At 58.9% G+C, this 26,034-nt stretch carries 19 protein-coding genes and 1 pseudogene; 12 read left to right on the forward strand and 8 right to left on the reverse strand.

Annotation, left to right across the window (positions count from 1 at the left end):
• The 4 genes and pseudogenes from PMI11_RS29550 to PMI11_RS29565 form a co-directional block, all read left to right on the forward strand.
• Positions 1–209: pseudogene (locus tag PMI11_RS29550) on the forward strand (tRNA uridine-5-carboxymethylaminomethyl(34) synthesis enzyme MnmG); the annotation flags it as partial.
• 28 nt (positions 210–237) lie between these two features.
• The gene (gene rsmG / locus PMI11_RS29555; protein WP_007824724.1) at positions 238–855 is read left to right on the forward strand and encodes a 16S rRNA (guanine(527)-N(7))-methyltransferase RsmG; all 618 of its coding nucleotides are present in this window, start codon (positions 238–240) and stop codon (positions 853–855) included.
• Positions 856–874: 19 nt separating this feature from the next.
• On the forward strand, positions 875–1,669 hold the full coding sequence (locus PMI11_RS29560; protein ID WP_007824726.1) for a ParA family protein: 795 nt from the start codon (positions 875–877) through the stop codon (positions 1,667–1,669).
• A 33-nt stretch (positions 1,670–1,702) separates the two neighbouring features.
• Complete coding sequence (locus PMI11_RS29565; protein WP_007824729.1) at positions 1,703–2,584, forward strand: ParB/RepB/Spo0J family partition protein; 882 nt, start codon at positions 1,703–1,705, stop codon at positions 2,582–2,584.
• Here PMI11_RS29565 and holA read toward each other — a convergent pair whose 3' ends face one another.
• From holA to leuS, 3 genes are read right to left on the reverse strand one after another with little or no spacing between them, the layout of a single operon-like run.
• Positions 2,585–3,631: a DNA polymerase III subunit delta gene (gene holA / locus PMI11_RS29570; protein WP_007824730.1), complete on the reverse strand. Its 1,047-nt coding sequence runs from the start codon at positions 3,629–3,631 to the stop codon at positions 2,585–2,587. It lies immediately after the preceding gene.
• 12 nt (positions 3,632–3,643) lie between these two features.
• A complete protein-coding gene (lptE, locus tag PMI11_RS29575) occupies positions 3,644–4,165 on the reverse strand; it encodes an LPS assembly lipoprotein LptE (protein ID WP_007824733.1) in 522 nt (173 codons plus the stop codon).
• Positions 4,155–6,785 (reverse strand): leucine--tRNA ligase, encoded by a 2,631-nt coding sequence (leuS, locus tag PMI11_RS29580; RefSeq protein ID WP_007824734.1) that lies wholly within the window; start codon positions 6,783–6,785, stop codon positions 4,155–4,157. Before leuS ends, lptE begins: the two co-directional genes overlap by 11 nt.
• A 196-nt stretch (positions 6,786–6,981) precedes the next feature.
• On the opposite strand from leuS, the gene PMI11_RS29585 reads away from it, so the two are divergent.
• Complete coding sequence (locus PMI11_RS29585; RefSeq protein ID WP_007824735.1) at positions 6,982–7,641, forward strand: YggS family pyridoxal phosphate-dependent enzyme; 660 nt, start codon at positions 6,982–6,984, stop codon at positions 7,639–7,641.
• Positions 7,642–8,056: 415 nt separating this feature from the next.
• Positions 8,057–8,992 (forward strand): flagellin N-terminal helical domain-containing protein, encoded by a 936-nt coding sequence (locus PMI11_RS29590; RefSeq protein ID WP_007824736.1) that lies wholly within the window; start codon positions 8,057–8,059, stop codon positions 8,990–8,992.
• Between the two features lie 71 nt (positions 8,993–9,063).
• Here the strand turns inward: PMI11_RS29590 and PMI11_RS29595 are convergent, their stop codons facing one another.
• Positions 9,064–9,765: a DUF1013 domain-containing protein gene (locus PMI11_RS29595; protein WP_007824737.1), complete on the reverse strand. Its 702-nt coding sequence runs from the start codon at positions 9,763–9,765 to the stop codon at positions 9,064–9,066.
• A gap of 233 nt (positions 9,766–9,998) precedes the next feature.
• Between PMI11_RS29595 and acs the strand changes: the two genes are divergently transcribed.
• Complete coding sequence (acs, locus tag PMI11_RS29600; RefSeq protein ID WP_007824739.1) at positions 9,999–11,954, forward strand: acetate--CoA ligase; 1,956 nt, start codon at positions 9,999–10,001, stop codon at positions 11,952–11,954.
• A 32-nt stretch (positions 11,955–11,986) separates the two neighbouring features.
• Here acs and PMI11_RS29605 read toward each other — a convergent pair whose 3' ends face one another.
• The gene (locus tag PMI11_RS29605; RefSeq protein WP_007824741.1) at positions 11,987–12,430 is read right to left on the reverse strand and encodes a thermonuclease family protein; all 444 of its coding nucleotides are present in this window, start codon (positions 12,428–12,430) and stop codon (positions 11,987–11,989) included.
• Positions 12,431–12,478: 48 nt separating this feature from the next.
• The gene (locus tag PMI11_RS29610; RefSeq protein WP_007824743.1) at positions 12,479–12,703 is read right to left on the reverse strand and encodes a DUF1674 domain-containing protein; all 225 of its coding nucleotides are present in this window, start codon (positions 12,701–12,703) and stop codon (positions 12,479–12,481) included.
• Between the two features lie 111 nt (positions 12,704–12,814).
• On the opposite strand from PMI11_RS29610, the gene htpX reads away from it, so the two are divergent.
• From htpX to purH, 4 genes are all read left to right on the forward strand, one after another.
• Positions 12,815–13,777, forward strand: a complete 963-nt coding sequence (gene htpX / locus PMI11_RS29615; RefSeq protein WP_007824745.1) for a zinc metalloprotease HtpX — start codon at positions 12,815–12,817, stop codon at positions 13,775–13,777.
• Positions 13,768–15,159 (forward strand): RsmB/NOP family class I SAM-dependent RNA methyltransferase, encoded by a 1,392-nt coding sequence (locus PMI11_RS29620; RefSeq protein ID WP_037072463.1) that lies wholly within the window; start codon positions 13,768–13,770, stop codon positions 15,157–15,159. The genes htpX and PMI11_RS29620 overlap by 10 nt, the downstream gene beginning before the upstream one ends.
• A gap of 102 nt (positions 15,160–15,261) precedes the next feature.
• Positions 15,262–16,929, forward strand: a complete 1,668-nt coding sequence (locus tag PMI11_RS29625; RefSeq protein ID WP_037072466.1) for a heparinase II/III family protein — start codon at positions 15,262–15,264, stop codon at positions 16,927–16,929.
• A 92-nt stretch (positions 16,930–17,021) separates the two neighbouring features.
• The gene (gene purH, locus PMI11_RS29630; RefSeq protein ID WP_007824749.1) at positions 17,022–18,638 is read left to right on the forward strand and encodes a bifunctional phosphoribosylaminoimidazolecarboxamide formyltransferase/IMP cyclohydrolase; all 1,617 of its coding nucleotides are present in this window, start codon (positions 17,022–17,024) and stop codon (positions 18,636–18,638) included.
• Positions 18,639–18,682: 44 nt separating this feature from the next.
• Here purH and PMI11_RS29635 read toward each other — a convergent pair whose 3' ends face one another.
• Both PMI11_RS29635 and PMI11_RS29640 read right to left on the reverse strand, forming a co-directional pair.
• Positions 18,683–20,068, reverse strand: coding sequence for an MFS transporter (locus PMI11_RS29635; RefSeq protein WP_007824750.1), 1,386 nt, complete (start codon positions 20,066–20,068; stop codon positions 18,683–18,685).
• A gap of 29 nt (positions 20,069–20,097) precedes the next feature.
• Positions 20,098–24,876 (reverse strand): NAD-glutamate dehydrogenase, encoded by a 4,779-nt coding sequence (locus PMI11_RS29640; protein ID WP_007824751.1) that lies wholly within the window; start codon positions 24,874–24,876, stop codon positions 20,098–20,100.
• A gap of 276 nt (positions 24,877–25,152) precedes the next feature.
• On the opposite strand from PMI11_RS29640, the gene pdxY reads away from it, so the two are divergent.
• Positions 25,153–26,028 carry a pyridoxal kinase PdxY gene (pdxY, locus tag PMI11_RS29645; RefSeq protein ID WP_007824753.1) on the forward strand — a complete coding sequence of 292 codons (876 nt, stop codon included), beginning with the start codon at positions 25,153–25,155 and terminating at the stop codon, positions 26,026–26,028.
• The last annotated feature ends 6 nt before the right edge of the window (positions 26,029–26,034 follow it).

Below are 26,034 nucleotides of genomic sequence, written 5' to 3' on the forward strand. Positions count from 1 at the left end.
AGCGGCGAGATGAGGCGCGCTTGATTCCTGAGAGCTTTGACTACAGCAGTCTATCAGGACTCTCGAATGAGCTGAAGAATAAGCTCGACACACAAAAGCCTGCTAACATCGCTCAGGCTCTGAAAGTGGAAGGCATGACGCCAGCGGCGATTTCCCTATTGCTCGTGCACTTGCGTCGCGGTGAAGGTGTTCGTGGGCAGGTCGCATAGTCGCTGCAAGGTTTGAGAGTTTTCGGGAATGGAATTAAACGGATTGCGTGTTTCACGTGAAACACAAGAACGCCTGCAATATTTCGCAGAGCTTTTCACAAAATGGGCCAAGGCGATCAACCTTGTGGCGCCTTCGACCATGGGCGATATGTGGAACCGGCATATCGCGGATAGTGCGCAGATATTTCAGATCTCCCCTCACCCTCAAACGTGGATCGATCTCGGAAGCGGTGGCGGTTTTCCCGGTGTGATCACCGCGATCTTTCTCGCCGAACAGCAGCAAGGTTGGGTTCATTTGGTGGAGAGCAACAATAAGAAGGCGGCATTTCTGCGAACCGCTTTGCGGGAAACCGGCGCACGAGGCGAGGTACACGCTATCAGGATCGAAGATGCGCCGGTAGTAATAGCTGCTTGCGATGTTATTTCCGCCCGTGCGCTGGCCGATCTCGATAAGCTCATTGAATACGCGGCGCCATGGATGGTTGGAAAGGAAAATAATCGCGCATATTTTCATAAAGGCCGGGATTACCAACGAGAGATCCAGAAAGCACATGGCCGCTGGAGTTTTGATCTGCTAGAACACAATAGCGCTGTTGAGCAAGATTCTGTAATTCTCGAAATATCAAGTCTCCGGCGCCTGGTTTAACGAAACGGATATTGCGGCAATGGCTGGCGAACGTAATCGGATTATCACCATCGCAAATCAAAAGGGTGGCGTCGGCAAGACGACCACCGCAATCAATTTAGCAACCGCTCTCGCCGCCATCGGCGAGCGGGTGCTGATCGTCGATCTGGACCCGCAGGGTAATGCAAGCACTGGTTTGGGTATTGACCGTCGCAATCGTAAGCTTTCCTCTTATGATCTGATGGTCGGGGAAGCTGGTGTCGCTGAGACCGCGTTGGAGACGGCAGTTCCCAATCTCTTTATTGTCCCGTCGACGATGGATCTTCTCGGCGTCGAGATGGAAATCTCCCAGCAGAGCGATCGTGTCTTCAAGCTCAAAAAGGCATTGTCTTCCTCTGAGGCGGTGTCTTTTTCTTACATTCTTCTCGACTGCCCGCCCTCTTTCAACTTGCTGACGATGAATGCGATGGCGGCTGCCCATTCCGTGCTGGTACCGCTGCAGTGCGAGTTCTTCGCGCTTGAAGGTTTGAGCCAGCTTCTGGAGACCGTCAACCAGGTCCGTCGAACGGTCAATCCGCAGCTCGATATCCAAGGCATCGTGCTGACGATGTTCGATGCTCGCAATAATCTAGCGCAGCAGGTCGTCAACGACGTGCGGACTCATCTCGGTGAGAAGGTCTATCACACGCTTATCCCGCGGAATGTCCGTGTTTCAGAAGCGCCCTCATATGGCAAGCCGGCTATTCTCTATGATCTCAAGTGCGCCGGCAGCCAAGCCTATCTGCAGCTCGCATCGGAAGTTATCCAGCGGGAGCGGCAGAGACTGGCAGCTTAAAAGTGTGCATGACAGAGTAAGCGAGTTTTGAACATGAATGACGATACATCGAAAAGACGGCTTGGCCGCGGCCTCGCAGCCCTTATAGGTGAAATGGATCAGCCTGTTCCGGCCGAGGCGGAGCGGCCTACGGTCAGCGCCGACCGGATGATCCCTATCGAGTTCGTCACTCGCAATCCTCGCAACCCTCGTCGTTTCTTCGATGACGCCGAGCTTCACGACCTTGCGAGTTCGATCCGCCAGCATGGGATCGTGCAGCCAATCGTCGCCAGAACGCTCGCGCGGGACCGCTATGAAATCATAGCCGGCGAAAGACGTTGGCGGGCAGCCCAACTCGCGGGTTTGATTGAAATCCCTGTTATTATCAGGGATGTTGATGACAAGACGGCGCTGGAAATTGCGATCGTTGAGAACGTTCAACGCTCCGATCTCAATGCGCTCGAAGAGGCGCTTGGCTATGAGCAGCTCATCGCCGAATATGGATATACCCAAAATGATCTCGGTGAGATTATCGGCAAGAGCCGCAGCCATGTCGCCAATTCGTTGCGCCTGTTGAAGCTGCCCGAGCCCGTTCGAGACATGCTGGCTGCTGGAAGCCTTTCCGCGGGGCATGCGCGTGCGCTGGTTTCGACATCAGACCCCTCCGCACTCGCGCGTACAATTGTTTCGAAGGGCATGTCGGTGCGCGATGCAGAGAAGCTTGCGCAAAACGACATCAAGGCTCAGTCAGAACCACACGCGCCCGTTCAAAAGAGCCAGAAGGATTCCGATACGCTGGCTTTGGAGCGCACACTATCGGATACGCTCGGACTTGATGTATCCATCAATCACAAGGCCAGTGGCGGTCAGATTCGCATCTCCTACAAATCCCTGGAGCAGCTCGAGGAAGTCTGCCGGCTTCTGGAACGCCGCTGATCAGGCTTGGGGGCGTCTTGCCGACTGCAGTGTCGTGGAGAGCAACGTTTGCATGGCGATACTGTCTTCCAATATCTGACGCTGTCTCGTTTGCAGGACAGCTGCCTGCAGGCGCTTTGTTTCACGCGAGATGGCGCCTGCGCTCCAGCTTTTTAACGCCTGCTCTATAATCGGCTTGCGGCGGAAATGAAGATGTCTGCCCAGCGTCTGCATGATTTGCGCGGGCGGCAGTCTCTTGTCATCCATCTCCGCGCGCATCGTATCGAGAAGTTGAAATTGTCGAAGGCAAGCTTGGAGAACCAGAAAAACCGAGGTTTTGGAACTGGTGATCTTCTGCATCGCATGCAGGAAACTGTTGCTGTTGCCGCTCAATATCGCATCCACGGCATCATCGACCGAAATCGCACTGGCGTCCCCGATTATTTCGGTAACGTGATGATCATCGATCGTTCCCATGCCTCGGCAGTAGAGCGCCAGTTTGCGAATTTCGTTTCTGGAAGCAATTCTGTCGCCGCCGATCAGTCCGACGAGAGCTTGCCTGGCAGCAGGCGTTATGCCCAACCCTTCGGTGGAAAGTTCATTGTCGATCAGCGCGTTCAGCGCTCGGCCGTCGTCAGCATAGCAGGGGATGGCAACTGCTGCGCTACGCGCAGTCTCGACCGTCTTGCGTAAGGCAGATCCCTTTTTCAGGTCACCTGCTTCGATGATGATACTGGCAGCTTCAAGGGAAGCGCCAGACAGAAATGCGACAGCATCGACGAGATATTTCTCGTTCGCAGCACCCCTTACCCATATCAGCTTTTCACCGCCGAAAAGACCGATGGATTGGGCTTCATCAACCAGCCGGCCAGGCTCTTTCTGTAGATCGCCGACATCAAGCTTGGTGACAGAGAACGGATCGTTCTGATCTATGCCAGTCTTTCCAGCGATCATACCCGCGCGCTCGGAAACCAGACCGCGGTCTGGACCATAGATCAGATAGATGCGGTACAGACGCGCGGATTTCTGCAGAAACCCTTCGAACTCATGGGATTTGATTTCCGCCACGCCACCGCTCCCTTAGCGGCTGAGTGCGGCGGCGAGATCCGCTCCCACGAATTCGGCCGCCTGATTGGCTGCGCGATTTTCGGCATCACGGATGGCGCGCTGCTTTGCAAATTCCTGACTCGGGAAGTCAACTAGAGATATTGCAGAGCGGCTACCGGCCTTGATGATCTGATTGTCCTTCGTCGTCCGCAACGTATAGCTGACCGTCACGTTCGCGCGTCCTGCGCGAGACGTATCCGAGGACTGAACAAGCAAAGTATCGGCAACGTATGACGAAACTTGCATATCAACCATGTAATCCGGCTTCTCGACTTCACCGGCTCCGCGAGAAGCCAGGAAGATCAGATGGTTGCGAACTTCCTGTCCGACACGTGTACTTGCTTCGGAAAAGCCGACGGAGCCGAGCTTTTCGGTAACACCGGTACTTTCGGAATAAAGTGGCCGAACCTGGCAGGCGGAAAGAAACGCCGTGGAGACAAGGATCGTGACGATGCCGGCGCGGCGCGCAAGCTTGCGGGCGAAATCAGACGACAATGTTTACAATCCTCTGTGGAACCACGATGATTTTTTTCGGTGCTTGACCGTTCAAGACATTCTTCACTGCGTCCAATTCCAGCACGGCTTCGGTGACGGCATTCTGATCTGCGTCGCGCGAAATTGTCAATTCGGCGCGCTTCTTGCCGTTGATTTGCACGGGAAGGATCACATCGTCCTCGACGACGAGCGATTCATCAAAATCCGGCCAGGTCGTATGGGCGATTAGGTCCTTGTTGCCAAGGGTCACCCAGCATTCCTCAGCCAGATGCGGCGTCATCGGCGCGACGAGTTGGATGAGGATCTCAGCCGCATCGCGGATGGCAGCCCGATAGGCTGCATCGCCCTCACCGGCTGCGACCTTCGTCAGCGGGCCTGCCAGCGCGTTGACGAGTTCGTAAATGCGGGCGACCGCCTTGTTGAACCAAAGCCTGTCATAGTCGTTCTGGACGGCTTTCAGCGTCTTATGAGCGAGCTGAGAGATTGCGAGGGCCTCGCCGGCTTTCGCCGGCTTCGGTACCACGGTTGAGAGCACTTCAGCTGCTTCCGAAATCAGACGCCACAGCCGCTGCGTGAAGCGATGAGCACCTTCAACGCCGGCTTCCGACCAGATCACGTCGCGCTCGGGCGGAGAGTCTGACAGGACGAAGAAGCGGGCAGTATCGGCTCCATAGGAGGCGATGATATCGTCGGGATCCACGACGTTCTTCTTCGACTTCGACATCTTTTCGATCGAGCCGATGGTGATTTCTTCTCCGCCTTCCAGCAGATAGGCGCTGCGCTTCCCGTCAATCTCCTCGATGCGGATATCGGCGGGGGAAATCCATTCGCGATGCATACCGGCGCCGCGGCTATAGGTTTCGTGGACCACCATACCCTGGGTGAAGAGACCCTTGAAAGGCTCCTTGACGTCCACGTGGCCTGTCTCGCGCATCGCGCGGGTGAAGAAGCGCGAATAGAGCAGATGCAGGATCGCGTGTTCGATACCGCCGATATATTGATCTACCGGCAGCCAGCGGTTGGCCGCAGCCGGGTCGGTCGGCTGCTTCTCCCAAGGTGCTGTGAAGCGGGTGAAGTACCAGCTCGAATCGACGAAGGTGTCCATCGTGTCCGTCTCACGACGCGCATCCTTGCCGCATTGCGGGCAGGCGACGTGTCGCCAGGTCGGGTGGCGGTCCAGCGGATTACCGGGCTGATCGAAAGTCACATCCTGCGGCAGCTTTACCGGCAGGTCCTTTTTCGGAACCGGTATGACGCCGCAATCATCGCAATGGATGACCGGGATGGGGCAGCCCCAGTAACGCTGGCGGGAGATACCCCAGTCACGCAGGCGGAAATTGACCTTGCGTTCGCCCTGCGGCGCGTTGCCCAGCAGAGTGGATGACAGTTTGTCGGCAACGACCTGGAAGGCTTCGTCCGCCGTCTTGCCATCGAGGAAGCGCGAGTTGATCATCACGCCCTCGCCGTCATAGGCGACATCACCGATGGTGAAGCTTGCGGCATCGCCATCCTCGGGCATGACGACCGGCACGACCGGCAGACCATATTTGCGGGCGAAATCCAAGTCTCGCTGGTCGCCGGAGGGGCAGCCGAAGATGGCGCCCGTGCCGTAATCCATCAAGACGAAATTGGCGACGTAGACCGGCAGCTCCCAGGAAGGATCGAGCGGGTGCTTCACGCGAATGCCGGTATCCATGCCCTTTTTCTCAGCCGTCTCGAGTGCGGCAAGAGAGGTACCAGCGCGGCGGCATTCCTCGCAGAAGGCCTCGATGTCAGCATTCCTTCCCGCCGCCTCCTTGGCGAGCGGATGATCAGCGGCGATCGCCAGGAAGGAGGCGCCAAACAGCGTATCGGGACGGGTCGTGTAGACCACCACTTCGGTTTCGCCGGCAGGTGCGGTTTCCGGGACGATCTCCCAGCGGATCGTGAGGCCTTCAGAGCGGCCAATCCAGTTCTTCTGCATCAGCCGTACTTTTTCCGGCCACTGGTCGAGCGTATCGAGTGCGTCCAGCAGATCCTGGCTGAAATCGGTGATCTTGAAGAACCACTGCGTCAGTTCGCGCTGTTCGACCAGCGCGCCGGAACGCCAGCCGCGGCCGTCGATGACCTGTTCATTGGCGAGAACGGTGTTGTCGACCGGATCCCAGTTCACCTTGGACTGCTTGCGGTAGACGAGGCCCTTTTCCAGGAAGTCCAGGAAAAGATGCTGCTGCTGCTGGTAATATTCGACATCGCAGGTGGCGAATTCGCGGGACCAATCCAGCGACAGGCCCATTGCCTTCAGCTGTGCCTTCATCGAGCCGATGTTCTGATAGGTCCAGGATGCGGGGTGTACGCCGCGCTCCATCGCCGCATTTTCCGCCGGCATGCCGAAAGCGTCCCAGCCCATCGGATGGAGGACGTTATAACCGCGGGCACGCTTGTAGCGTGCCACGACGTCACCCATGGCGTAGTTGCGGACATGGCCCATGTGGATGCGGCCCGACGGATAGGGGAACATCTCTAGGACGTAATATTTCTCGCGCGGATCGGAGTTGTCGGTCTCGAAGACCTTTTCCTCGTTCCATTTCTGCTGCCAGCGGGGCTCGGCGTCGCGCGGATTGTAACGTTCGGTAGCCATGTATCAGAATTTCCGGAAAATCAGGGGAGGTTGGTCGAGACCTTCACCATGAAACCAACCAAGCGTCAAGTTTTGCGGGCGCTTCACGCGTTCGATCTTGGCTATGAGGCGATTTCGCAGAGAGAAGCCTTGGCAAGCCCACGGCAGCCCAGTAGTGCATTGCCGATGGATTTATGCCTGTTATCGGGACGGAACTATGGAACTTCAAGAGCGGTTGAAAGAAGTATGGTCCAGGATTGCTGCAGCGGTGCGGGATACGGGTCGTCCGGAACGTTCCGTGCAGCTGGTGGCGGTCTCCAAGACCTTTGAGGCCGATACCATTCGCCTGGCGATTGAAGCCGGTCAGCGCGTCTTCGGAGAAAACCGCGTTCAGGAAAGCCAGGGAAAATGGCCGGAACTGAAGGCGGAAACGCCCGGCATCGAGCTGCACCTCATCGGTCCGCTGCAATCCAACAAGGCTGCCGAAGCGGTTGCGCTCTTCGACGTGATCGAGACCATTGACCGTGAGAAGATCGCGCGCGCCATTGCCGAGGAAATGAAGCGGCAGGGCAAGGCGCTGCGTCTCTATGTGCAGGTCAATACCGGCCTCGAGCCACAGAAGGCCGGCATTGCACCTGGCGATACGGCAGCTTTCGTGAACTTCTGTCGCGATGAACTCGGCCTTGCCATTGAAGGGCTGATGTGTATTCCGCCGGCGGATGAAAATCCCGGTCCGCATTTCGCCCTGCTCGCCAAGCTCGCAGAAAAGTGCGGCGTTAAAAAACTCTCCATGGGCATGTCCGGTGACTACGAGATTGCCATTGCGTTCGGTGCCACCAGCGTGCGCGTCGGCTCGGCGATTTTCGGCACGCGTTAACAAATGGCGGAAACAATCTCTTCGAATCAGAGGATTGCTCATGATTCGAAGAGGTATCCGGTGGCCGTTGTTTGGAAAGCGATAATATTCATTAATACGAAAAAAAGTTTAAGCGGGCGGTTTTCCTGTTAATGCCCGACCGCACTTCTTTCGCGGCATTCCCCTAAGATACTTAAATTATTGAATAATTTTTACCGATTTTTCGCGCCTTTCCAAAGCCGGTTGACTGCCGCCGCAAGCCCTAACGAGAGCTTAAATTAAATTTTCCGCAAAGCTAATTGAGGAATTATTAACTATGTTGGGCGCAACCATTCGTTAACGGCAATGACCCAGCTCTCTCGGGTTTTGCATGAAGCGTCGCCGTTACCGGACTTGTCCGGATGACCCCTTTCACTTTGATTGCGGAAAACGGAACATGACAAGCATCCTCACCAACAACGCTGCTATGGCAGCGCTGCAGACACTGCGCGGCGTAAATGACAGCCTCAAGGATACCCAGGGCCGCGTCTCCTCGGGCTATCGGATCGACAAAGCTGCCGACAATGCTGCCTACTGGTCGATCGCAACGACCATGCGTTCGGACAACAAGGCTCTCGGCGCGGTTTCCGACGCCCTCGGCCTCGGCGCAGCAAAGGTCGACACCGCCTACACGGCCATGGACAACGCCATCGACGTCGTCACGGAAATCAAGGCGAAGATCGTCGCCGCCACGGAAAAGGGCGTCGACAAAACCAAGATTCAGGAAGAACTCGACCAGCTGCAGGAGCAACTGGTGAGCATCGCCCAATCGGCTTCCTTCTCCGGTGAAAACTGGGTTGCCGGCGCTTCGGGCACGAAGAGCGTCGTCTCCTCTTTCGTCCGTGACGGTTCCAATGCCGTTTCGGTCAAGATGACGGATTACGTTCTCGATGCCGGTACGCTGGGTAATGTCCTGTTCGGCATGAACAGCAACGGCACGATCCAGACGACGAGCGGCATCATCGGCACCGCATTCAACGGGACCTATGGCAACACCGTTATCGTAATGCCATCGATTTACGCGCTCGATATCACCAACTTCACGCAAGGCCAGCTCGACGGGGCGCTTTCCGGCGTCGAGCTCGTGCTCCAGGCCATGACCAATGCAGGTTCGCAGCTTGGCTCGATTTCGACCCGAATACAGTTGCAGGAAACCTTCGTCAGCGCCCTGACCGACTCGATCGACTCGGGTGTCGGCCGCCTCGTCGACGCCGACATGGAAGAAGAGTCCTCTAAGCTCTCGGCGCTGCAAACGCAGCAGCAGCTTGCAATCCAGTCTCTGTCGATCGCGAATTCTTCGGCACAGAATATTCTCTCGCTCTTCCGCAGTTAACGCCTGGCAGAAGAACGGCAACAAAAAACCCCGCCATCGGCGGGGTTTATTCATTTCAGGATATGACGATCTCAGAAGTGATCGTCTTCATCCTCGTCCTTCGGCGCTGAGCGTAGCGAGCTCAGCTTGCGGAAGACGGCATCGGCGTCGATTTCCTTTTCTTCCTCGCGCTCGTAGCTCGGCGTCAGGCGCTCGGTTTCCTGAGCAGACTGCAGCGTTGCACCGAGTTCTGCCGCGGTCGGCAGAGGACGGCCCTTGGATGCCTTTTCCACTTCCATGTCGAGATCGATCTGGCTGCAAAGGCCGAGTGTAACCGGGTCCATTGGTGCCAGGTTTGCCGAATTCCAGTGGGTGCGCTCGCGGATCTGCTCGATCGTCGACTTGGTAGTGCCGACGAGACGCGAGATCTGGGCATCCTTCAGTTCCGGATGGTTGCGAACCAGCCAGAGAATCGCGTTCGGGCGGTCCTGACGCTTGGAAACCGGCGTATAGCGCGGGCCACGGCGCTTGGATTCAGGCACGCGGACCTTCGGCTCGGAAAGCTTTAGCTTGTAGTTCGGGTTGCCTTCGGCGCGGGCGATTTCATCGCGGGAAAGCTGGCCGGTGGCGATCGGGTCCAGGCCCTTGATGCCCTGCGCGGCCTCACCATCGGCAATCGCCTTGACTTCGAGCGGATGCAGTTTGCAAAACTGAGCGATCTGGTCGAAAGACAGGGCTGTATTGTCGACGAGCCAGATGGCAGTCGCCTTTGGCATGAGCAGCTGTTGAGCCATGGATATAGTCCTTCTATCGTCCGCGCCGGTCGCGGTCCGTGGATTGTCACCACAATGTCCGGGAAATATGGCGCTATATAACCGCACTGTCGCAGAATTGCAATTCTTCAGAAATGAAATGACCTTTGTCTAATTGCCGTCATCAGACTACCTGATATGAATTGCGCAATTCGAGTCCCGGTCGCTGCGTCGAAACCATCGACCGTTGCATAGCCTTGTGAGGAGGAGTTCCCATGTCGGAGAAGATCTATCCGGTTTCCAAACCGGTGAAGACCCGTGCGCTGATCGATCGGGCCAAGTACGAGCAATGGTACGAGGAAAGCATTGAAAACCCCGATAAGTTCTGGGGTAAACACGGCAAGCGCATCGACTGGTTCAAGCCCTATACTAAGGTCAAGAACACGTCCTTTACCGGCAAAGTCTCGATCAAGTGGTTCGAGGATGGCCAGACCAATGTTTCCTATAATTGCATCGATCGCCACTTGAAGACGAACGGCAACCAGACCGCCATCATCTTCGAAGGCGACAACCCCTATATCGATAAAAAGATCACCTATAACGAGCTCTACGAGCATGTCTGCCGCATGGCGAACGTGCTGAAGAAGCATGGCGTCAAGAAGGGTGACCGCGTCACCATCTACATGCCGATGATCCCGGAAGCAGCCTATGCAATGCTCGCCTGCGCCCGCATCGGCGCGGTGCATTCCGTCGTTTTCGGTGGCTTCTCGCCGGAAGCGCTGGCTGGCCGTATCGTCGACTGTGAATCCACCTTCGTCATCACCTGCGACGAGGGCATTCGCGGCGGCAAACCGGTGCCGCTGAAGGATAATACGGATACGGCCATCCACATTGCCGCCCGTCAGTATGTGGCGGTCAACAAGGTGCTCGTCGTGCGCCGTACCGGCGGCAAGACCGGCTGGGCGCCGGGCCGCGACCTCTGGTACCATCAGGAAATCGCCAAGGTGAAGGCTGAATGCCCGCCGGTGAAGATGAAGGCCGAAGATCCGCTCTTCATCCTTTATACCTCAGGCTCGACGGGCAAACCGAAGGGTGTCCTGCACACGACGGGCGGCTATCTCGTCTATGCGGCGATGACGCATGAATATGTCTTCGATTATCACCCGGGCGATGTCTACTGGTGCACGGCCGACGTCGGCTGGGTTACCGGTCACTCCTATATCGTCTACGGACCGCTCGCGAACTGTGCCACCACGCTGATGTTCGAAGGCGTGCCGAATTTTCCGGACCAGGGCCGGTTCTGGGAAATCATCGACAAACACAAGGTCAATATCTTCTACACGGCACCGACGGCGATCCGCTCGCTCATGGGCGCCGGCGACCATTTCGTTACCCGCTCTTCGCGCGAGAGCCTGCGCCTGCTCGGCACGGTGGGCGAACCGATCAATCCGGAAGCCTGGGAATGGTATTACAATGTCGTCGGCGACAAGCGTTGCCCCGTGATCGATACATGGTGGCAGACGGAAACCGGCGGCCATATGATCACGCCGCTGCCGGGCGCGACCGATCTCAAGCCCGGTTCGGCCACCAAGCCCTTCTTCGGCGTCAAGCCGCAGCTCGTCGATAATGAGGGCAAGGTGCTGGAAGGCGCTGCCGACGGCAATCTCTGCATCACCGACAGCTGGCCGGGCCAGATGCGTACGGTCTATGGCGACCACGAGCGCTTCATCCAGACCTATTTCTCCACCTATAAGGGCCGGTATTTCACCGGTGACGGCTGCCGCCGCGACGAAGACGGCTATTACTGGATCACCGGCCGCGTCGATGACGTTCTAAACGTTTCCGGCCATCGTCTCGGCACCGCGGAAGTCGAATCCGCCCTCGTCTCGCACAATCTCGTCTCGGAAGCTGCCGTTGTTGGTTATCCACACCCGATCAAAGGCCAAGGCATTTATTGCTACGTCACGCTGATGGCGGGCAATGAGGGCACAGACGAACTGCGCCAGCAGCTTGTCAAACACGTGCGTACCGAAATCGGCCCGATTGCAGCACCCGACAAAATCCAGTTCGCACCCGGTCTGCCGAAGACCCGTTCGGGCAAGATCATGCGCCGCATCCTGCGCAAAATTGCCGAGGACGATTTCGGTTCGCTTGGCGATACCTCGACGTTGGCAGATCCGGCCGTTGTCGAAGATCTGATCGCTAACCGGCAGAATAAGGCGACGGCTTGAGTCAAAGGGCCGCTCCACTATCAGGAGCGGCCCTATTCGTCCGCGCAGAAAACCTGCGGCTTGCGGCCGCCGTCATAGGCGCGGACCAGTCCTTCCGAAAGAAGATCCTGTGCGGGATTGCGCCCATCCGCGAAGGTGACATTGGCGAGAATTCGCCCGAAATATTTGTCGCCGGCGATCTCCCTCAGCTGGATAATGGAGACGCCTGATATCATTTGTTCAAGCGCATCTCGTGCCTCGAGACCGGCCTTCCGGATTTCGGTGCATTTCGAATGGATTTCGGGCGCGTCTATGCCGCGAATGCGGACATAGACTTCCATGGTCTGCTGCGGCCAGGGTGTTGCGGCAACCAGCAGCGTATCGCCGTCAATGATCCGGATAATCTTCGCCGATATAGGTCCTTCGATTTCGTCCCGTGCCGCGAGGGCCGGCACAGACGAAAGAGACAACAGAAGAATCGAAAGCAGCTTAAGCATAATAGGAATAAATTCCGATTACGCCGCGAAGTCAATGGGAATACTTGCCTAAAAATCGATTGTACGGCCGTTGATCTCATAGTCGCCGAAACGCGAGGGCTCTGCACCTCCCCGTCCACCGATCTCCGGCGGCAGTTCAACGGGTTTAGCGTTTTTGCGGCGCTCCTCGGCTTCGGCCAGCGCACGCTTGGCGGCAGGGGAAAGCATCTTGCGCGGCTGCTCGGAGCCTTCTGGCACCGGGGTTTCCACATTATCGTTATCGGCCGTCTGCATGCTGCACTCCCGCCTGAAAATATTGAAAATGGCTGGCGAATAACCAAATCATAGTGCGTTGGCGCCAGGATTTAAAGCATCGCGCCGCAATCAAGGAGATGGAGACCTCTGATGAACCTCGTGCGTACTGCCATGTTGCTTGCCTTCATGACGGCGCTTTTCATGTTTGTCGGCTTTTTGATCGGCGGCCGGGGCGGCATGATGATCGCCTTTATCATTGCTGCCGGCATGAATTTCTTCTCCTATTGGAATGCCGATAGGATGGTGCTATCGGCCTATCGGGCGCAGGAGGTCGATGAGCGCAACGCCCCGGAATTTTACCGTATCGTGCGCGATCTCGCCCGTAATGCCGGTCTGCCGATGCCGAAGGTCTATCTCTATGACAGCCCTCAGCCGAATGCCTTTGCGACCGGCCGCAATCCGGAGAATGCCGCCGTCGCGGCCTCGACCGGCCTGCTTGCCGCCCTCTCGCCAGAAGAGGTTGTGGGCGTGATGGCGCATGAGCTTGCCCACGTCCAGAACCGCGATACGCTGACCATGACGATCACCGCCACGCTTGCCGGTGCGATCTCGATGCTCGGCAATTTTGCCTTCTTCTTTGGCGGTAACCGCGAGAATAACAACAATCCCCTGGGCTTCGTCGGCGTGCTCGTCGCGATGATCGTGGCGCCGCTTGCCGCCATGCTGGTGCAGATGGCAATCAGCCGTACGCGCGAATATTCGGCCGATAGGCGAGGTGCTGAAATCTGCGGCAACCCGCTGTGGCTGGCTTCCGCACTCGGCAAGATTGCCCGCGGTGCGGCGCATGTGCCGAACTACGATGCGGAGCGCAACCCGGCCACCGCGCATATGTTCATCATCAATCCGCTCTCCGGCGAGCGCATGGACAACCTGTTTTCGACCCATCCGAACACCGAAAATCGTATTGCTGCCTTGCAGGAAATGGCACGGGGAGGCTTCGACGTCTCGACGGCACCGGTTCGCGCTGCTAATCCGACACGCAAATCGCGGTCGGTTCCGAATACGGGTTCCGGCGGCGGTGGCTCGCAACCGCCAAAGGGTCCTTGGTCTTGAATTCAGACGGCAAGAAGAAGCCAGCTCGCAAACATAAACCTTCTGCAGAAGGCTCGGCGCCGGCGCCGGTAAAACCCGGCCTGCCGGCGCGTGCCGCTGCAGCCAAGATCCTTGCCGCAGTCGTCGACAAAAAACTGCCGCTCGATGGCGCACTGGATCACGAGCATGGAAATCCGGCCTACAAGGCGCTTGGGGAAAGCGATCGTGCGCTGGTGCGCGCCATCCTCAACACCACGCTCAGGCATCTGCCCCGCATCGACGCTGCTATTGCCTCGCTGCTCGAAACGCCGTTGCCGGAAGGTGCTCGGGCGCTTCACCATGTTCTTGCCGTCGGCGCCGCGCAGATTCTCTATCTCGACGTTCCCGATCATTCCGCCGTCGATCTTGCGGTCGAACAGGCCAATCAGGATCCGCGTAACCGCCGTTTCGCCAAGCTCGTCAATGCTATCTTGCGCCGTCTCGGCCGCGAGAAGGAGCAAATCCTTGCGGAGATTGCAGACATTCCGCCGATGCCAGCATGGTTTATCGAGCGGCTCACCAAGGCCTATGGCCGAGAAGCGGCGCTTGCCGTTTCCGAATCCCAGCTTGAGCCGGCTGCTATCGATCTCACCGTGAAATCCGATGCGGTTGGCTGGGCGGAGCGTCTGAATGGCGTCGTTCTTCCGACCGGCGGCGTGCGACTTGCCGCGTTCGAAGGCAGCATTCCTTCGCTTGCCGGTTTTGAAGATGGTGAGTGGTGGGTTCAGGATGCGGCTGCCAGCATCCCTGCAAAACTCTTCGGCGATCTCAGCGGCAAACGTGTTGCCGATCTCTGCGCTGCGCCGGGCGGCAAGACCGCACAGCTCATCCTTGCCGGTGGCAAGGTGACGGCGATCGACCAGTCCGAAAATCGGCTGAAGCGCTTGCGCTCCAATCTGGAGCGGCTTGGCCTCGAAGCTGATACGATTGCGGTGGATCTTACGAAATTCGAACCGTCGGAGCGTTTCGACGCGATTCTTCTCGATGCGCCGTGCTCTTCGACAGGTACGACGCGCCGGCATCCCGACGTGCTCTGGACGAAAGGCGTCGAGGATATCGCCAAGCTCGCAGCACTGCAGGAGCGTCTTCTGCGCTATGCTATTACCCTGCTGAGCCCCGACGGCGTGCTCGTCTTTTCCAACTGCTCGCTCGATCCGCAGGAAGGCGAAGAGGTCGTGGCCCGTGTTCTCAAAGATGTGAAGGGCGTTGAACGGGTGCCGATCGATGCCGCAAAATGGCGCGGCATGGAGCAGGCCATTACACCGCTGGGCGAGTTCCGCACACTTCCTACAATGCTGGATATGCCTAATGGTTTTGCGTCGGGCCTCGATGGCTTCTACGCTGCGGTGCTCAGACGCATCTAAGTTCTATTATATTCCAACTTCATCACAAAATAATACATCGTGGCTAATGAAATCGGTTTTGATTCATCTATTCTTAACCACGAGGGGCAATAGACAATTGATATGCAGTCCGGTCGGCGTCTTGCGAGCATGTATGTTCGGGAAGCTTGGCGGCGCGGTACGCGCCGTGCCGCACTTCTGCGCTTGCGTTTCTTCCGCCATGCCATACCGGTGCCGGAACGCCTGATCGTCGCGCCGACGGATCTGAGAGGCATCGATTCACACGTCGCCGAAGAAATCATGGACGGCCGGTTTCCGCTTGCCGGGCGTATGTTGGAAACCGGCGGCAAATCCCCCTTCACGTTGACCCTTCCCTCGCGCGCTTTTGCGGTCAGGCTTCATAGCTTCGGCTGGCTGCGGCATATGCGGGCCAACAAGAGTGAGCGCGGTTCGGCCGTTGCCCGCGTGATCGTCGATAGTTGGCTCTCGATCCACGGGGGCCGGATCGAAGGCATCGCCTGGGAGACCGACGTCGTCTCGCAGCGTGTCATCGCCTGGCTGGCGCATTCTCCGGTCGTCCTGCAGAACGCCGATCGCGGTTTCTATCGCCGCTTCATGAAGTCGCTTGCCTTCCATATCGGCTATCTGCGTCGCATGGCACCCTATTCGACGGGTGAAGTCCGCTTCCGCCTCCGCATCGCGCTCGCGACAGCTTCTGTCGCCATGCCGGTGCGTGCCTCGACAGTGCGGCGGGCAGCCCAAGCGCTCGACCGTGAATTCGATAGCCAGATTCTGCCTGACGGCGGGCATATCTCCCGCAATCCACGCGTCGGGCTTGAGCTGCTGCTCGATCTGCTGCCGCTCCGGCAGACCTACGTCAATCTCGGCCACGACCTGCCGCAGAAGCTGATCTCCGGTATTGACCGAATGTACCCTGCCCTGCGCTTCTTCCGTCATCAGGATGGGGATCTTGCCCTCTTCAACGGTGCGACATCCACGCTGGCAGACGAGTTGATGTCCGTGCTGCGCTACGACGAGACTGCGGGCCAGCCATTCAAAGCGCTACCGCATTCCCGCTATCAGCGACTTGCCGCCGGCAAGACGGTGATCATTGCCGATACTGGGCCACCCTCGCCCGCCTGCTTCAGAACAGCCCATGCGGGCAGTCTCTCCTTCGAAATGTCCTCCGGCCGCTACCGCTTCATCGTCAACTCGGGATCGCCGAAATTCGCAGGCCAACGTTATGTCCAGATGGCCCGCACCACGGCTGCCCATTCCACCGTGGTCCTGAACGATACGTCCTCCAGTCGGTTCTCTCCCTCGGCTTTTCTGGCCCATATGATGACGGAGCCGGTGGAAACGGTTGCCGCCGAGCGCGTGGAGACCGAGGATGGCCGTGAAGGCATCAAGGCGAGGCATGACGGCTATCTCGATGCTTTTGGTGTCATCCATGAGCGGGAGCTGACGCTGAACGCTGCTGGCTCCATCGTGACCGGCATGGATCGTTTTGTGACTGATGACCGGTATCACAGCGAAGGTCCGCTACGGGCGGTTGCTCGCTTCCACATTCATCCCGCCATCGTGCCGCGGCAGAACGATACGGAATCCGTGCTGCTGACGGCGCCGGATGGCGAAAGCTGGTTGTTTTCCTCTCCCGGCAACGAAGTGCTGATCTCGGAAGATATTTTCTTTGCCGACAGCGCTGGTATCAGCAGCTCGGACCAGATCGAGATCGATTTCGATTTGGCGGAGAAACCTGAAATTCGCTGGTTTTTATCGCGCAAGGGCTAGCGGCTGTTTGCGCCGGCTCCAAGCTGTGCTAACGCGGCCCCATCAAGCGTCCCTTGCCCGGATGTCTCCCAAAGCCCGAACGGAGAAGGTTCATGGCCGTCATTTCCAAGAAAATCCCTGCCCCCGACAAGGTCGAAGTCAAGACCGCGCTGCTTTCTGTTTTCGACAAGACCGGTATCATAGAACTTGCCCGTGCGCTTTCGGCGCGTGGCGTGCGCCTGCTGTCGACCGGCGGCACCTACAAGGCGATCGCGGCCGCAGGACTTGCCGTGACCGACGTTTCCGAAGTGACGCAGTTTCCGGAAATCATGGATGGCCGCGTGAAGACCCTGCATCCCAAGGTGCATGGCGGCCTGCTGGCGATCCGTGACGATGCCGAACATCTGGAAGCCATGAAGGTACATGGGATTGACGGCATCGACCTGCTGGTCGTCAATCTCTATCCCTTTGAGGATGTTCGTGCGGCCGGCGGCGACTATCCGACGACGGTCGAGAATATCGATATCGGCGGCCCGGCAATGATCCGCGCTTCGGCCAAGAACCATGCCTATGTCACCGTCATCACCGATCCGGCCGACTATGCCGAGCTGATCGAGCAGCTTTCGGGCGATGCCGGCAAGACGGCCTATGCGTTCCGCCAGCGCATGGCGGCCAAAGCCTATGCCCGCACTGCCGCCTATGACGCCGCCATCTCCAACTGGTTTGCCGAGGCGCTGTCGATCGATACGCCGCGTCATCGCACCATTGGCGGCGTGCTGAAGGAAGAGATGCGCTACGGTGAAAACCCGCACCAGAAGGCCGCCTTCTACGTGACAGGCGAAAAGCGCCCGGGCGTTTCGACAGCCGTCCTGCTGCAGGGCAAGCAGCTTTCCTATAACAATATCAACGATACCGATGCGGCCTATGAGCTCGTTGCCGAGTTCCTGCCGGAGAAGTCGCCGGCCTGCGCCATCATCAAGCACGCCAATCCCTGCGGTGTCGCGACCGGTTCAACGCTTCTCGAAGCCTACAAGCGGGCGCTTGCCTGCGATTCCGTTTCGGCTTTCGGCGGCATCATCGCACTGAACCAGACGCTCGATGCGGCAACGGCCGAAGAAATTATCCAGCTCTTCACCGAGGTCATCATTGCACCTGACGTCACCGAAGAAGCCAAGGCAATCGTCGCACGCAAGCCGAACCTGCGCCTGCTTTCAGCCGGCGGCCTGCCGGATGCGCGTGCGGCCGGCATCACTGCCAAGACCGTTTCCGGCGGCCTGCTCGTCCAGAGCCGCGACAACGGCATGGTCGAGGATCTGGAACTGAAGGTCGTCACCAAGCGTGCGCCGACGGCCCAGGAGCTCGAAGACATGAAGTTCGCCTTCAAGGTCGGCAAGCATGTGAAGTCGAATGCCGTCGTCTATGCCAAGGACGGCCAGACCGCAGGTATCGGTGCCGGCCAGATGAGCCGTGTCGATTCCGCCCGCATCGCGGCGCTCAAAGCTGAGGAAGCGGCCAAGGCGCTCGGTCTCGCCGTTCCGATGACACATGGTTCGGCAGTCGCCTCCGAGGCGTTCCTGCCCTTCGCCGATGGCCTGTTGTCGATGATTGCTGCCGGCGCCACCGCCGTGATCCAGCCGGGCGGCTCGATGCGCGATCAGGAAGTCATCGACGCGGCAAACGAACACAATGTCGCGATGGTCTTTACCGGCATGCGCCATTTCCGCCATTAAGCGGAGCAATGGATATCCCCCGGCTTTGCGGCCGGGGGAATTTGTCAGGCGCGATCTGCCGGATAGGGCGTGCGGATCAGCAGCACCAGGCCTCCGGCCAGGAACAGGATCAGCGTCGACATGCCGAGATGCGCCGATCCGGTCAAATAGGTCACGATCGAAAACAATAGCGTTGCCATGAAGCTCGTGGCGCGGCCGGACAGCGCATAGATGCCGAAATAGCGGCCGGCTTCTTCGAGGCTGACGCTGCGCGCCAGATAGGAGCGCGACGAGGCCTGCACCGGGCCAAAGGCAAGACCGATCAACAGGCCATAGAGGATATAGGCTTTTTCTGCCATCGTGCCGAAAAGCCCACCGCTATCGGCGGTCGAAAGCGGCATCAGTCCGAAGAAAGTGTAGCCCGGGCCGGTGGAAATAATCCCGATCGTGGCCAGCAACAGCATGGTGAGGCTGATGATGACAGTCACCTTCGAGCCGATTCCCCTGTCGACGCGTCCGGCAATCAGGCAGCCGAGGATCGCCACGATATTGAGGATGATCCCGTAGATGCCGATCTCGATCGTTGCCCAGCCGAACATGCCGGCTGCGAAGGCGCCGCCAAGGATCAGCAGGCCGTTGACGCCATCCTGATAGATCATGCGGGCGACGAGGAAGGTCAGGATAGCGCGGCGCGTCTTCAGTTCGCCGAGCGTGTTTCGCAGTTCCTTGATGCCGAAGCGCACGGCAAAGCCGAAAGGCAGTCCCTTGCGGGCATCCGGTGTGAAGAAAAACATCGGTAGGATGAAGATCAGATACCAGACGGCCGAAATTGGACCGGTGACGCGCGCATCCTCGCCCGTATGAGGATCGAGACCGAAAAGCGGATCGAGGCCCAGAATGGTCTTGCCGCTTTCCGGGCTGCCGGCCAGCAGCGCCACGACGGCGATCAGCACGATCATGCCGCCGAGATAGCCAAGACCCCAGGCGGTGTTGGAAAGCTTGCCCACCTCATCCTTGCTGACAAGGCGCGGCATCATGGAATCGTTGAATACGATCGAAAACTCCGCCGAGATCGAGGCGAGGATCATGAAGATGACGGGATAGATAATTGGCGAGCCCGGTGCCGCAAACCAGAGGCAGCAGAGGCTGACGATCTTGATCACAGCGAAGAAGGCGATCCAGGGTTTGCGTGCGCCTGACTGATCGGCAATGGAGCCCAGTATGGGAGACAGGATGGCGATGATAACAGAGGAGATTGTCGCCATATTGCTCCACATCGTCTGCGCGGAGACGGGATCGGCCGTCAGCCGCGAGACGAAGTAGGGGCCGAAAATGAAGGTGGTGACCACGGTGAAGAAAGGCTGGGCTGCCCAATCGAAGAGCATCCAGCCCCATATGCCCTTCTCCGTGGCTTTCGGCGGCTGCGTTCCTGTCCAGTCAATGCGATTCAAGCGTCCGCTCCTTTTTGGGGCGGACTGTCTCATCTCGCCCGGTCGCGCGCAAGGTCGGTCAGGATGCCTGCGGCAACAGTGATGCGGGCGAGGTTCGGATCGGCACCGTCGCTGAGGCTCGCAAGCTCCTCGACGATCCGGTTGATGCGGATCCTGTCCTGCGCATGCCAGGCCTGAACCGGCTGCTTTTCCTTGCCGTGATCTGAAAGTGCCGAGATCACGATATCGCGACGGGCGCTGGCGATCTGGTCGATGCTGCGGGCAAGTGCGAGGTTTTCATAGTGGTCCGACGTAATGATGCGGTTGCCTGCAGCAAGCAGCCGACCGACACGGAAGGTCCGGGTGACGGCAAAGTAGTTTTCGGCCGCACGCGGCAGCGCCTCGCCGGTCCGTTCAGCGATCTGCATGATTTCCGGCACGAGGGCAAGGGTCGGCAGGGCTGCAATTTCGGCGGCCAGTTTTTCCGGCAGGCCGGCCTGCTGGTACTCCTGCTGGCGCGCTGCGACTTCGGCTGCCGCCTGTTCGGCAAAGGCGGGTTTGAGCTTTTTCAGGGCAGCCTGCAGCCGGCTAATGATTTCAGCCATCCCACCTCGGGTCATGCCGGTCTTCAGCAGCAGACGCGTCAGCACGGTGAAGCTATTCGTGATCTCCTCGTAAATCCGGTTCTGGACCTCGCCGGAAACCTTGTTGTCCAGGGCATCGGTTTCGGCCCATAGCCGGTTGAGATCAAAGCCGTCACGGGCGACGATCGCAGCGCGTACGGCCTCAGGGGCAGAGGCCGCGGTCGCATCCATCATGCTCACGGCAAAGCCCGGCCCGCCGCGGTTGATCGCCTCATTTGCGAGGACGGTCGCGACGATTTCCCGCTTCAGCCGGTGAGTGTCGATGTCGGATGCGTTCGACTTCTGCATCTTGGCCGGGAAGTAGTTGAAGAGCGTGCTGACGAAATATGGATCATCAGGCAATTCACTGGCGATCAGCGCGTCGAAGAGCACGATCTTGGCATAGGAGAGCAGCACGCCGATCTCGGGGCGCGTCAGCGGCCGTCCGGCCGTGTAGCGTTCGGACAGCGAGGCGTCGTCAGGAAGCGTCTCGACCTTGCGGTTCAGTTGTCCGGCCGCTTCCAGCACGCTCATGAAACGGCCGAGTTCCAGGCCGTTTGCCGTTCCCTTGCGGGATGTCAGCGAGATCGCCAGGGACTGCAGGTAGTTGTTGCGCAGCACGAGGCCGGCCACTTCATCGGTCATGCTGCCGAGAAGCTGGTCGCGCTTTGCCCGGCTGAGGCGCTGTTCATGCATGGCGTTTGCCAGCGCGATCTTGATATTGACCTCGACGTCCGACGTGTTGACGCCGGCAGAGTTGTCGATAGCATCGGAATTGCTGCGTCCGCCCTTCAGGCCATAGGCAATGCGGCCCTTCTGCGTGACACCGAGATTGGCGCCCTCGCCGATTACCTTGGCGCGCACTTCGTCGGCCGTGATGCGGATCGGATCGTTGGCGCGGTCGCCCACTTCCGCATCGGTTTCCGACGCGGCCTTCACGTAAGTGCCGATGCCGCCAAACCAGAGCAGGTCGACCGGGCTCTTCAGGATTGCCGTCATGATCTCGAAGGGCGTGGCGACCGCCTTGTCGATGCCGATTGCCGCTACAGCCTCCGGCGTCAGCGTAACCGACTTTGCCGAGCGTGAAATGATCATGGCGCCTTTCGAAAGCACGGACTTGTCGAAGTCCTGCCAGCTCGAGCGCGGAAGGTTGAACAGGCGCTGGCGCTCACGAAGCGTCTCTTCCATATCCGGGTCGGGGTCGATGACGATGTCGCGGTGATCGAAAGCGGCGACCAGCCTGATCTTCGGCGAAAGCAGCATGCCGTTGCCGAAAACGTCACCCGACATGTCACCGACGCCGGCAACCGTAAAGGGTGTCGTCTGGATATCGATGTCCATTTCGCGGAAGTGGCGCTTCACCGTTTCCCAGGCGCCGCGGGCGGTGATGCCCATCTTCTTGTGGTCGTAACCGGCCGAGCCGCCTGACGCAAAGGCATCGTCCAGCCAGAAGCCCGCTTCCTGGGCGAGTGCGTTGGCGGTGTCGGAGAAGGTTGCCGTGCCCTTGTCGGCAGCGACGACGAAATAGGGGTCATCACCGTCGAGACGCACCGTATTGTCAGGCGGGAGGATATCGGCGCCGGAGATGTTGTCAGTGATGGAAAGCAGCGTACGGATATAGGTCTTGTAGGCTTCACGACCTGCGTTGAAGATCTCTTCGCGGCTGCCACCGACCGGGAGTTTCTTGGGATAGAAACCACCTTTTGCGCCGACGGGCACGATCACGGCGTTCTTGACCTGCTGCGCCTTCACGAGACCCAGAACTTCGGTGCGGTAGTCCTCGGCGCGGTCCGACCAGCGCAGGCCGCCACGGGCGACGCGGCCGAAGCGCAGGTGCACCCCTTCTACTTCCACGCCGTAGACGAAGATTTCGCGGAAGGGCTTCGGTTCCGGCAGGCCATCCACCAGGTGCGGGTCAAGCTTGAAGGCGAGCATCGCCTTCGGTGTCCCATCGGCATTGCGCTGGAAATAATTGGTGCGCAGCGTTGCATCGACGATGTTGACATAGCGGCGCAGGATACGGTCGTCATCCAGGCTAGGCACGTCGGCAAGCTCGGCTTCGATTGCCTGATGCAGTTCGGCAAGCTTCTTGATACGCGCCTTTTCCGACAGTTTGGTATCGAGCGTGTCGTGGAACAGGCGGAAGATCGAAGCAGCGATAACAGGATATTTGTCGAGGGTGGTTGCGATATAATCCTGCGAATAGGCGATGCCGGCCTGGCGTAGATAGCGCGCATAGGCGCGCAGCACACTAACCTCTCGGGCCGAGAGACCGGCCGACAGGATCAGCCGGTTGAAGCTGTCATTGTCGATCGTGTCGCTGAAGGCTGCGACGAAGGCTTCTTCGAGCGGTGCGCCAAAACGTGCGAGGTCAATGTCCGCACCGCTGCGAGCCTCGAGTTCCATGTCGTGCAGCACGACGATGTTGATGGCGCTGTCGGCGGCCGGAACTTCGATATCGAAGGTCCGTTCGCTCAGGACGTTGAAGCCGAGGTTTTCGAGTAGAGGCACGCGGCGCGACAGCGGCAGCTGCTCGCCGCTATGGAAGATCTTCAGCGACAGGATGCGGCCGCGCTCATCGTCCTGGCGATAGTAGAATTCGATGCGGATCGGCTCGCCGGCGGCGCATGCGGCGATGTCGGGCAGATCGCCGATCGCTTCATCCGGCGTGAAGGCTTCCTGGAAGGCGTTGCTGACGCCGAGCTTCGGCGCCTTGGGGCCGGCGAGCATCTCGAAGCGGCTGTCCCAGCGCGCGGTGATCTGGCGGATCGTCTCCTCGAGCTTGGACTGATGGATGCGTGGCGTCTTACCGCCCGAGCGGCCGATGATGAAGTGAACGCGAGCCACCCCACCTTCCGGGAAGGCCGGATAATAGGCGGAAACACGGCCGTCATAGACGGTTTTCAGATAGGCACCGATGCGTTCACGCACGATCGAGTCATATTCCTCGCGCGGCACGAAGATGATGACCGAGACGAAACGGTCGAAATGGTCGATGCGCGGCAGCACGCGTACGCGCGGGCGATCGGCGAGATCGTTGATCTGCTCGGCGAAGGTCGCAAGCAGCGGGGTATCGATCTGGAAGAGATCGTCACGGGGATAGGATTCCAGAGTGTTGTCGAGCATGCGGCCCGAGTGGCTCATCGGGTCGAAACCGAAATGCTCCTTCACCTTTTCGATCTTGGACCGCAGCAACGGAATTTCGCTGGCAGAGGAAGTGTAGGCAGTCGAGGTGAACAAGCCGACGATGCGGAGTTCCCCCGTTACGTTGCCCTGTGCGTCGAAGCGCTTTACGCCGACATAATCCATGTAGGCGCGGCGATGGACCGTGGATTTCACATTGGCTTTGGTGACGATCAGGAAGTCGGGACCATCGAGAAAGGCGAGAATTTCCGGCGTCGTCGTCACGGCGTCCTTGCCGGTGCGCAGAACAAGAACCTCGGGGTTGGAGAGAATGCCGAGGCCTGTTCCCTTGTCGCGTTCGACCTTGGAATCGGGACCCTTGCCGGAATAGACGTAGTCGCGCATGCCGAGGAAGGTGAAGTTCTCGTCGCGCAGCCAAGTCAGGAAGGCGATCGCCTCGTCGCGGTCGGCCTTCTTGCGGCTGGCGTTGTAATTCGAAAGCTCTGAAATCACCTCATCGACGCGGGCAAGCATCGGCTTCCAGTCGGAAACGGCAAGCTCTACCTGCTCGAGCACTGCCTTGATCCGCTTGATCAGGTCGGCGGCCTGGGAGGGGCTGAGCGGCGAAATGTGAAGCTGGATGTGGCTGACCCGCTTTGCCGGGTCGCTCGGCACGTCGGCGGAATAGAGTTCCGGGGCCTTGCCGTCTTCCAGGATCAGGATCGGATGAACTGCCATGTAGATGTCGCGGTAGGTGCTGGTCACCTCACCCATGACGGATTCGTAGAGGAAGGGCTTATTGTGATCCGTCACCGAAAGGATGGAGATTGCAACGCCATCGGGCGTGACATCGGCGACCGTGTCGATGCTGACGCGCGGCACCTTGCCGTTCCAGGCGCCGAGCTCGGCTGCCGAGTGTACGGCGGAAAGCGCAAGCATTTCTGGCGTGTAGAGTTCGAGGTCGTCGCCGCTTGCGCGGCCGAAGAGGATTTCGGGATCGAGATGGGGCTCGCCGGTCGCGGCCGCGATCTTGCGCGCGCTCTCGATCTGCTTTTCCCGTTTTGGATTGTTTCTGGTGGCCATGGATCATCCCCCCGATTGTTTTGATGTGGGCAAGGTAGCAGAAGGTTCTTCGAAAGAATCCTTAAAAGAGGGCTTCGAAAAGTAGTTTTCGTGCTTTTTTGGCTATGCTGGCGAGAGATTTCGAAAGCGTTTAGGTCGTTTTATGCCGATGGACGGCAAAATCACTTTATCCGGCTTTTCCGTCCCGCCGCACATTTCCACGCTCGCGTGAAGAATGGTTGACAGCGCCTCGTCAAAAAGATCATCAACGGCGGTCGAAATTCGGATTCGGATGCCATGTCGGAAAACGCAGCGGGCGCAGTCATCGTCATCTCCAGCCATGTCGTGCGCGGGTCGGTTGGAAACCGTGCTGCGGTCTTTGCGCTGGAAACGCTTGGCCATCAGGTCTGGGCGCTGCCGACGATCGTTCTGCCCTGGCATCCCGGCCATGGCCGTTCGACACGGCTGACCTTCGCCGAGGCCGATTTCGAGGCGGCGATCGACGACCTCATTCGTGCGCCGTGGATCGGCGAGGTCAAGGCCGTCTTGTCAGGCTACTTCGGCAACGCAGCCCAGGCCCACTCCGTCGCGAAACTCGTCGCATCCTTGCGCGAGAAGAATCCGGAGCTGCTCTATGTCTGCGATCCGGTGATGGGCGATCTCGGCGGCCTCTACGTGCCGGAAGCGACAGCCGAGGCGATCCGTGACCATCTGATACCGCTTGCCTCGCTCGCAACGCCGAACCGATACGAACTTGCCTGGCTTTCAGGCGCGGCACTCGATGACAACAACGCGGTCATGGAGGCCGCACTTTCGCTCGGCCCCTCGCGCATGCTGGTCACATCGGCGGTGCCGATGATGGCGGGCGGCACCGGCAATCTCTATCTCTCCGGAAGGCATGCCCTGCTTGCCGAACACCGTGTCGTTGAAAACCCACCAAATGGGCTCGGCGACCTGCTTGCCGCCCTTTTTCTCTCTCGCCTGCTTTCGGGAATGGAGGATGAAAAGGCACTGCAGCTGGCGACCGCCAGCGTGTTTGAGGTGCTGGCGCGTGCCGTCAAGCGCGGCAGCAACGAGCTGATGCTGGCAAGCGATGCCTCCAGTCTTTCGACGCCCATGGCAATGGTGCAGATGCGTCACCTCGTCCATCCTGCCCAGCGGCGGAAAAAATAGGTCTCA

This window comes from Rhizobium sp. CF142 (assembly GCF_000281145.1).
Classification (GTDB): Bacteria; Pseudomonadota; Alphaproteobacteria; order Rhizobiales; family Rhizobiaceae; genus Rhizobium.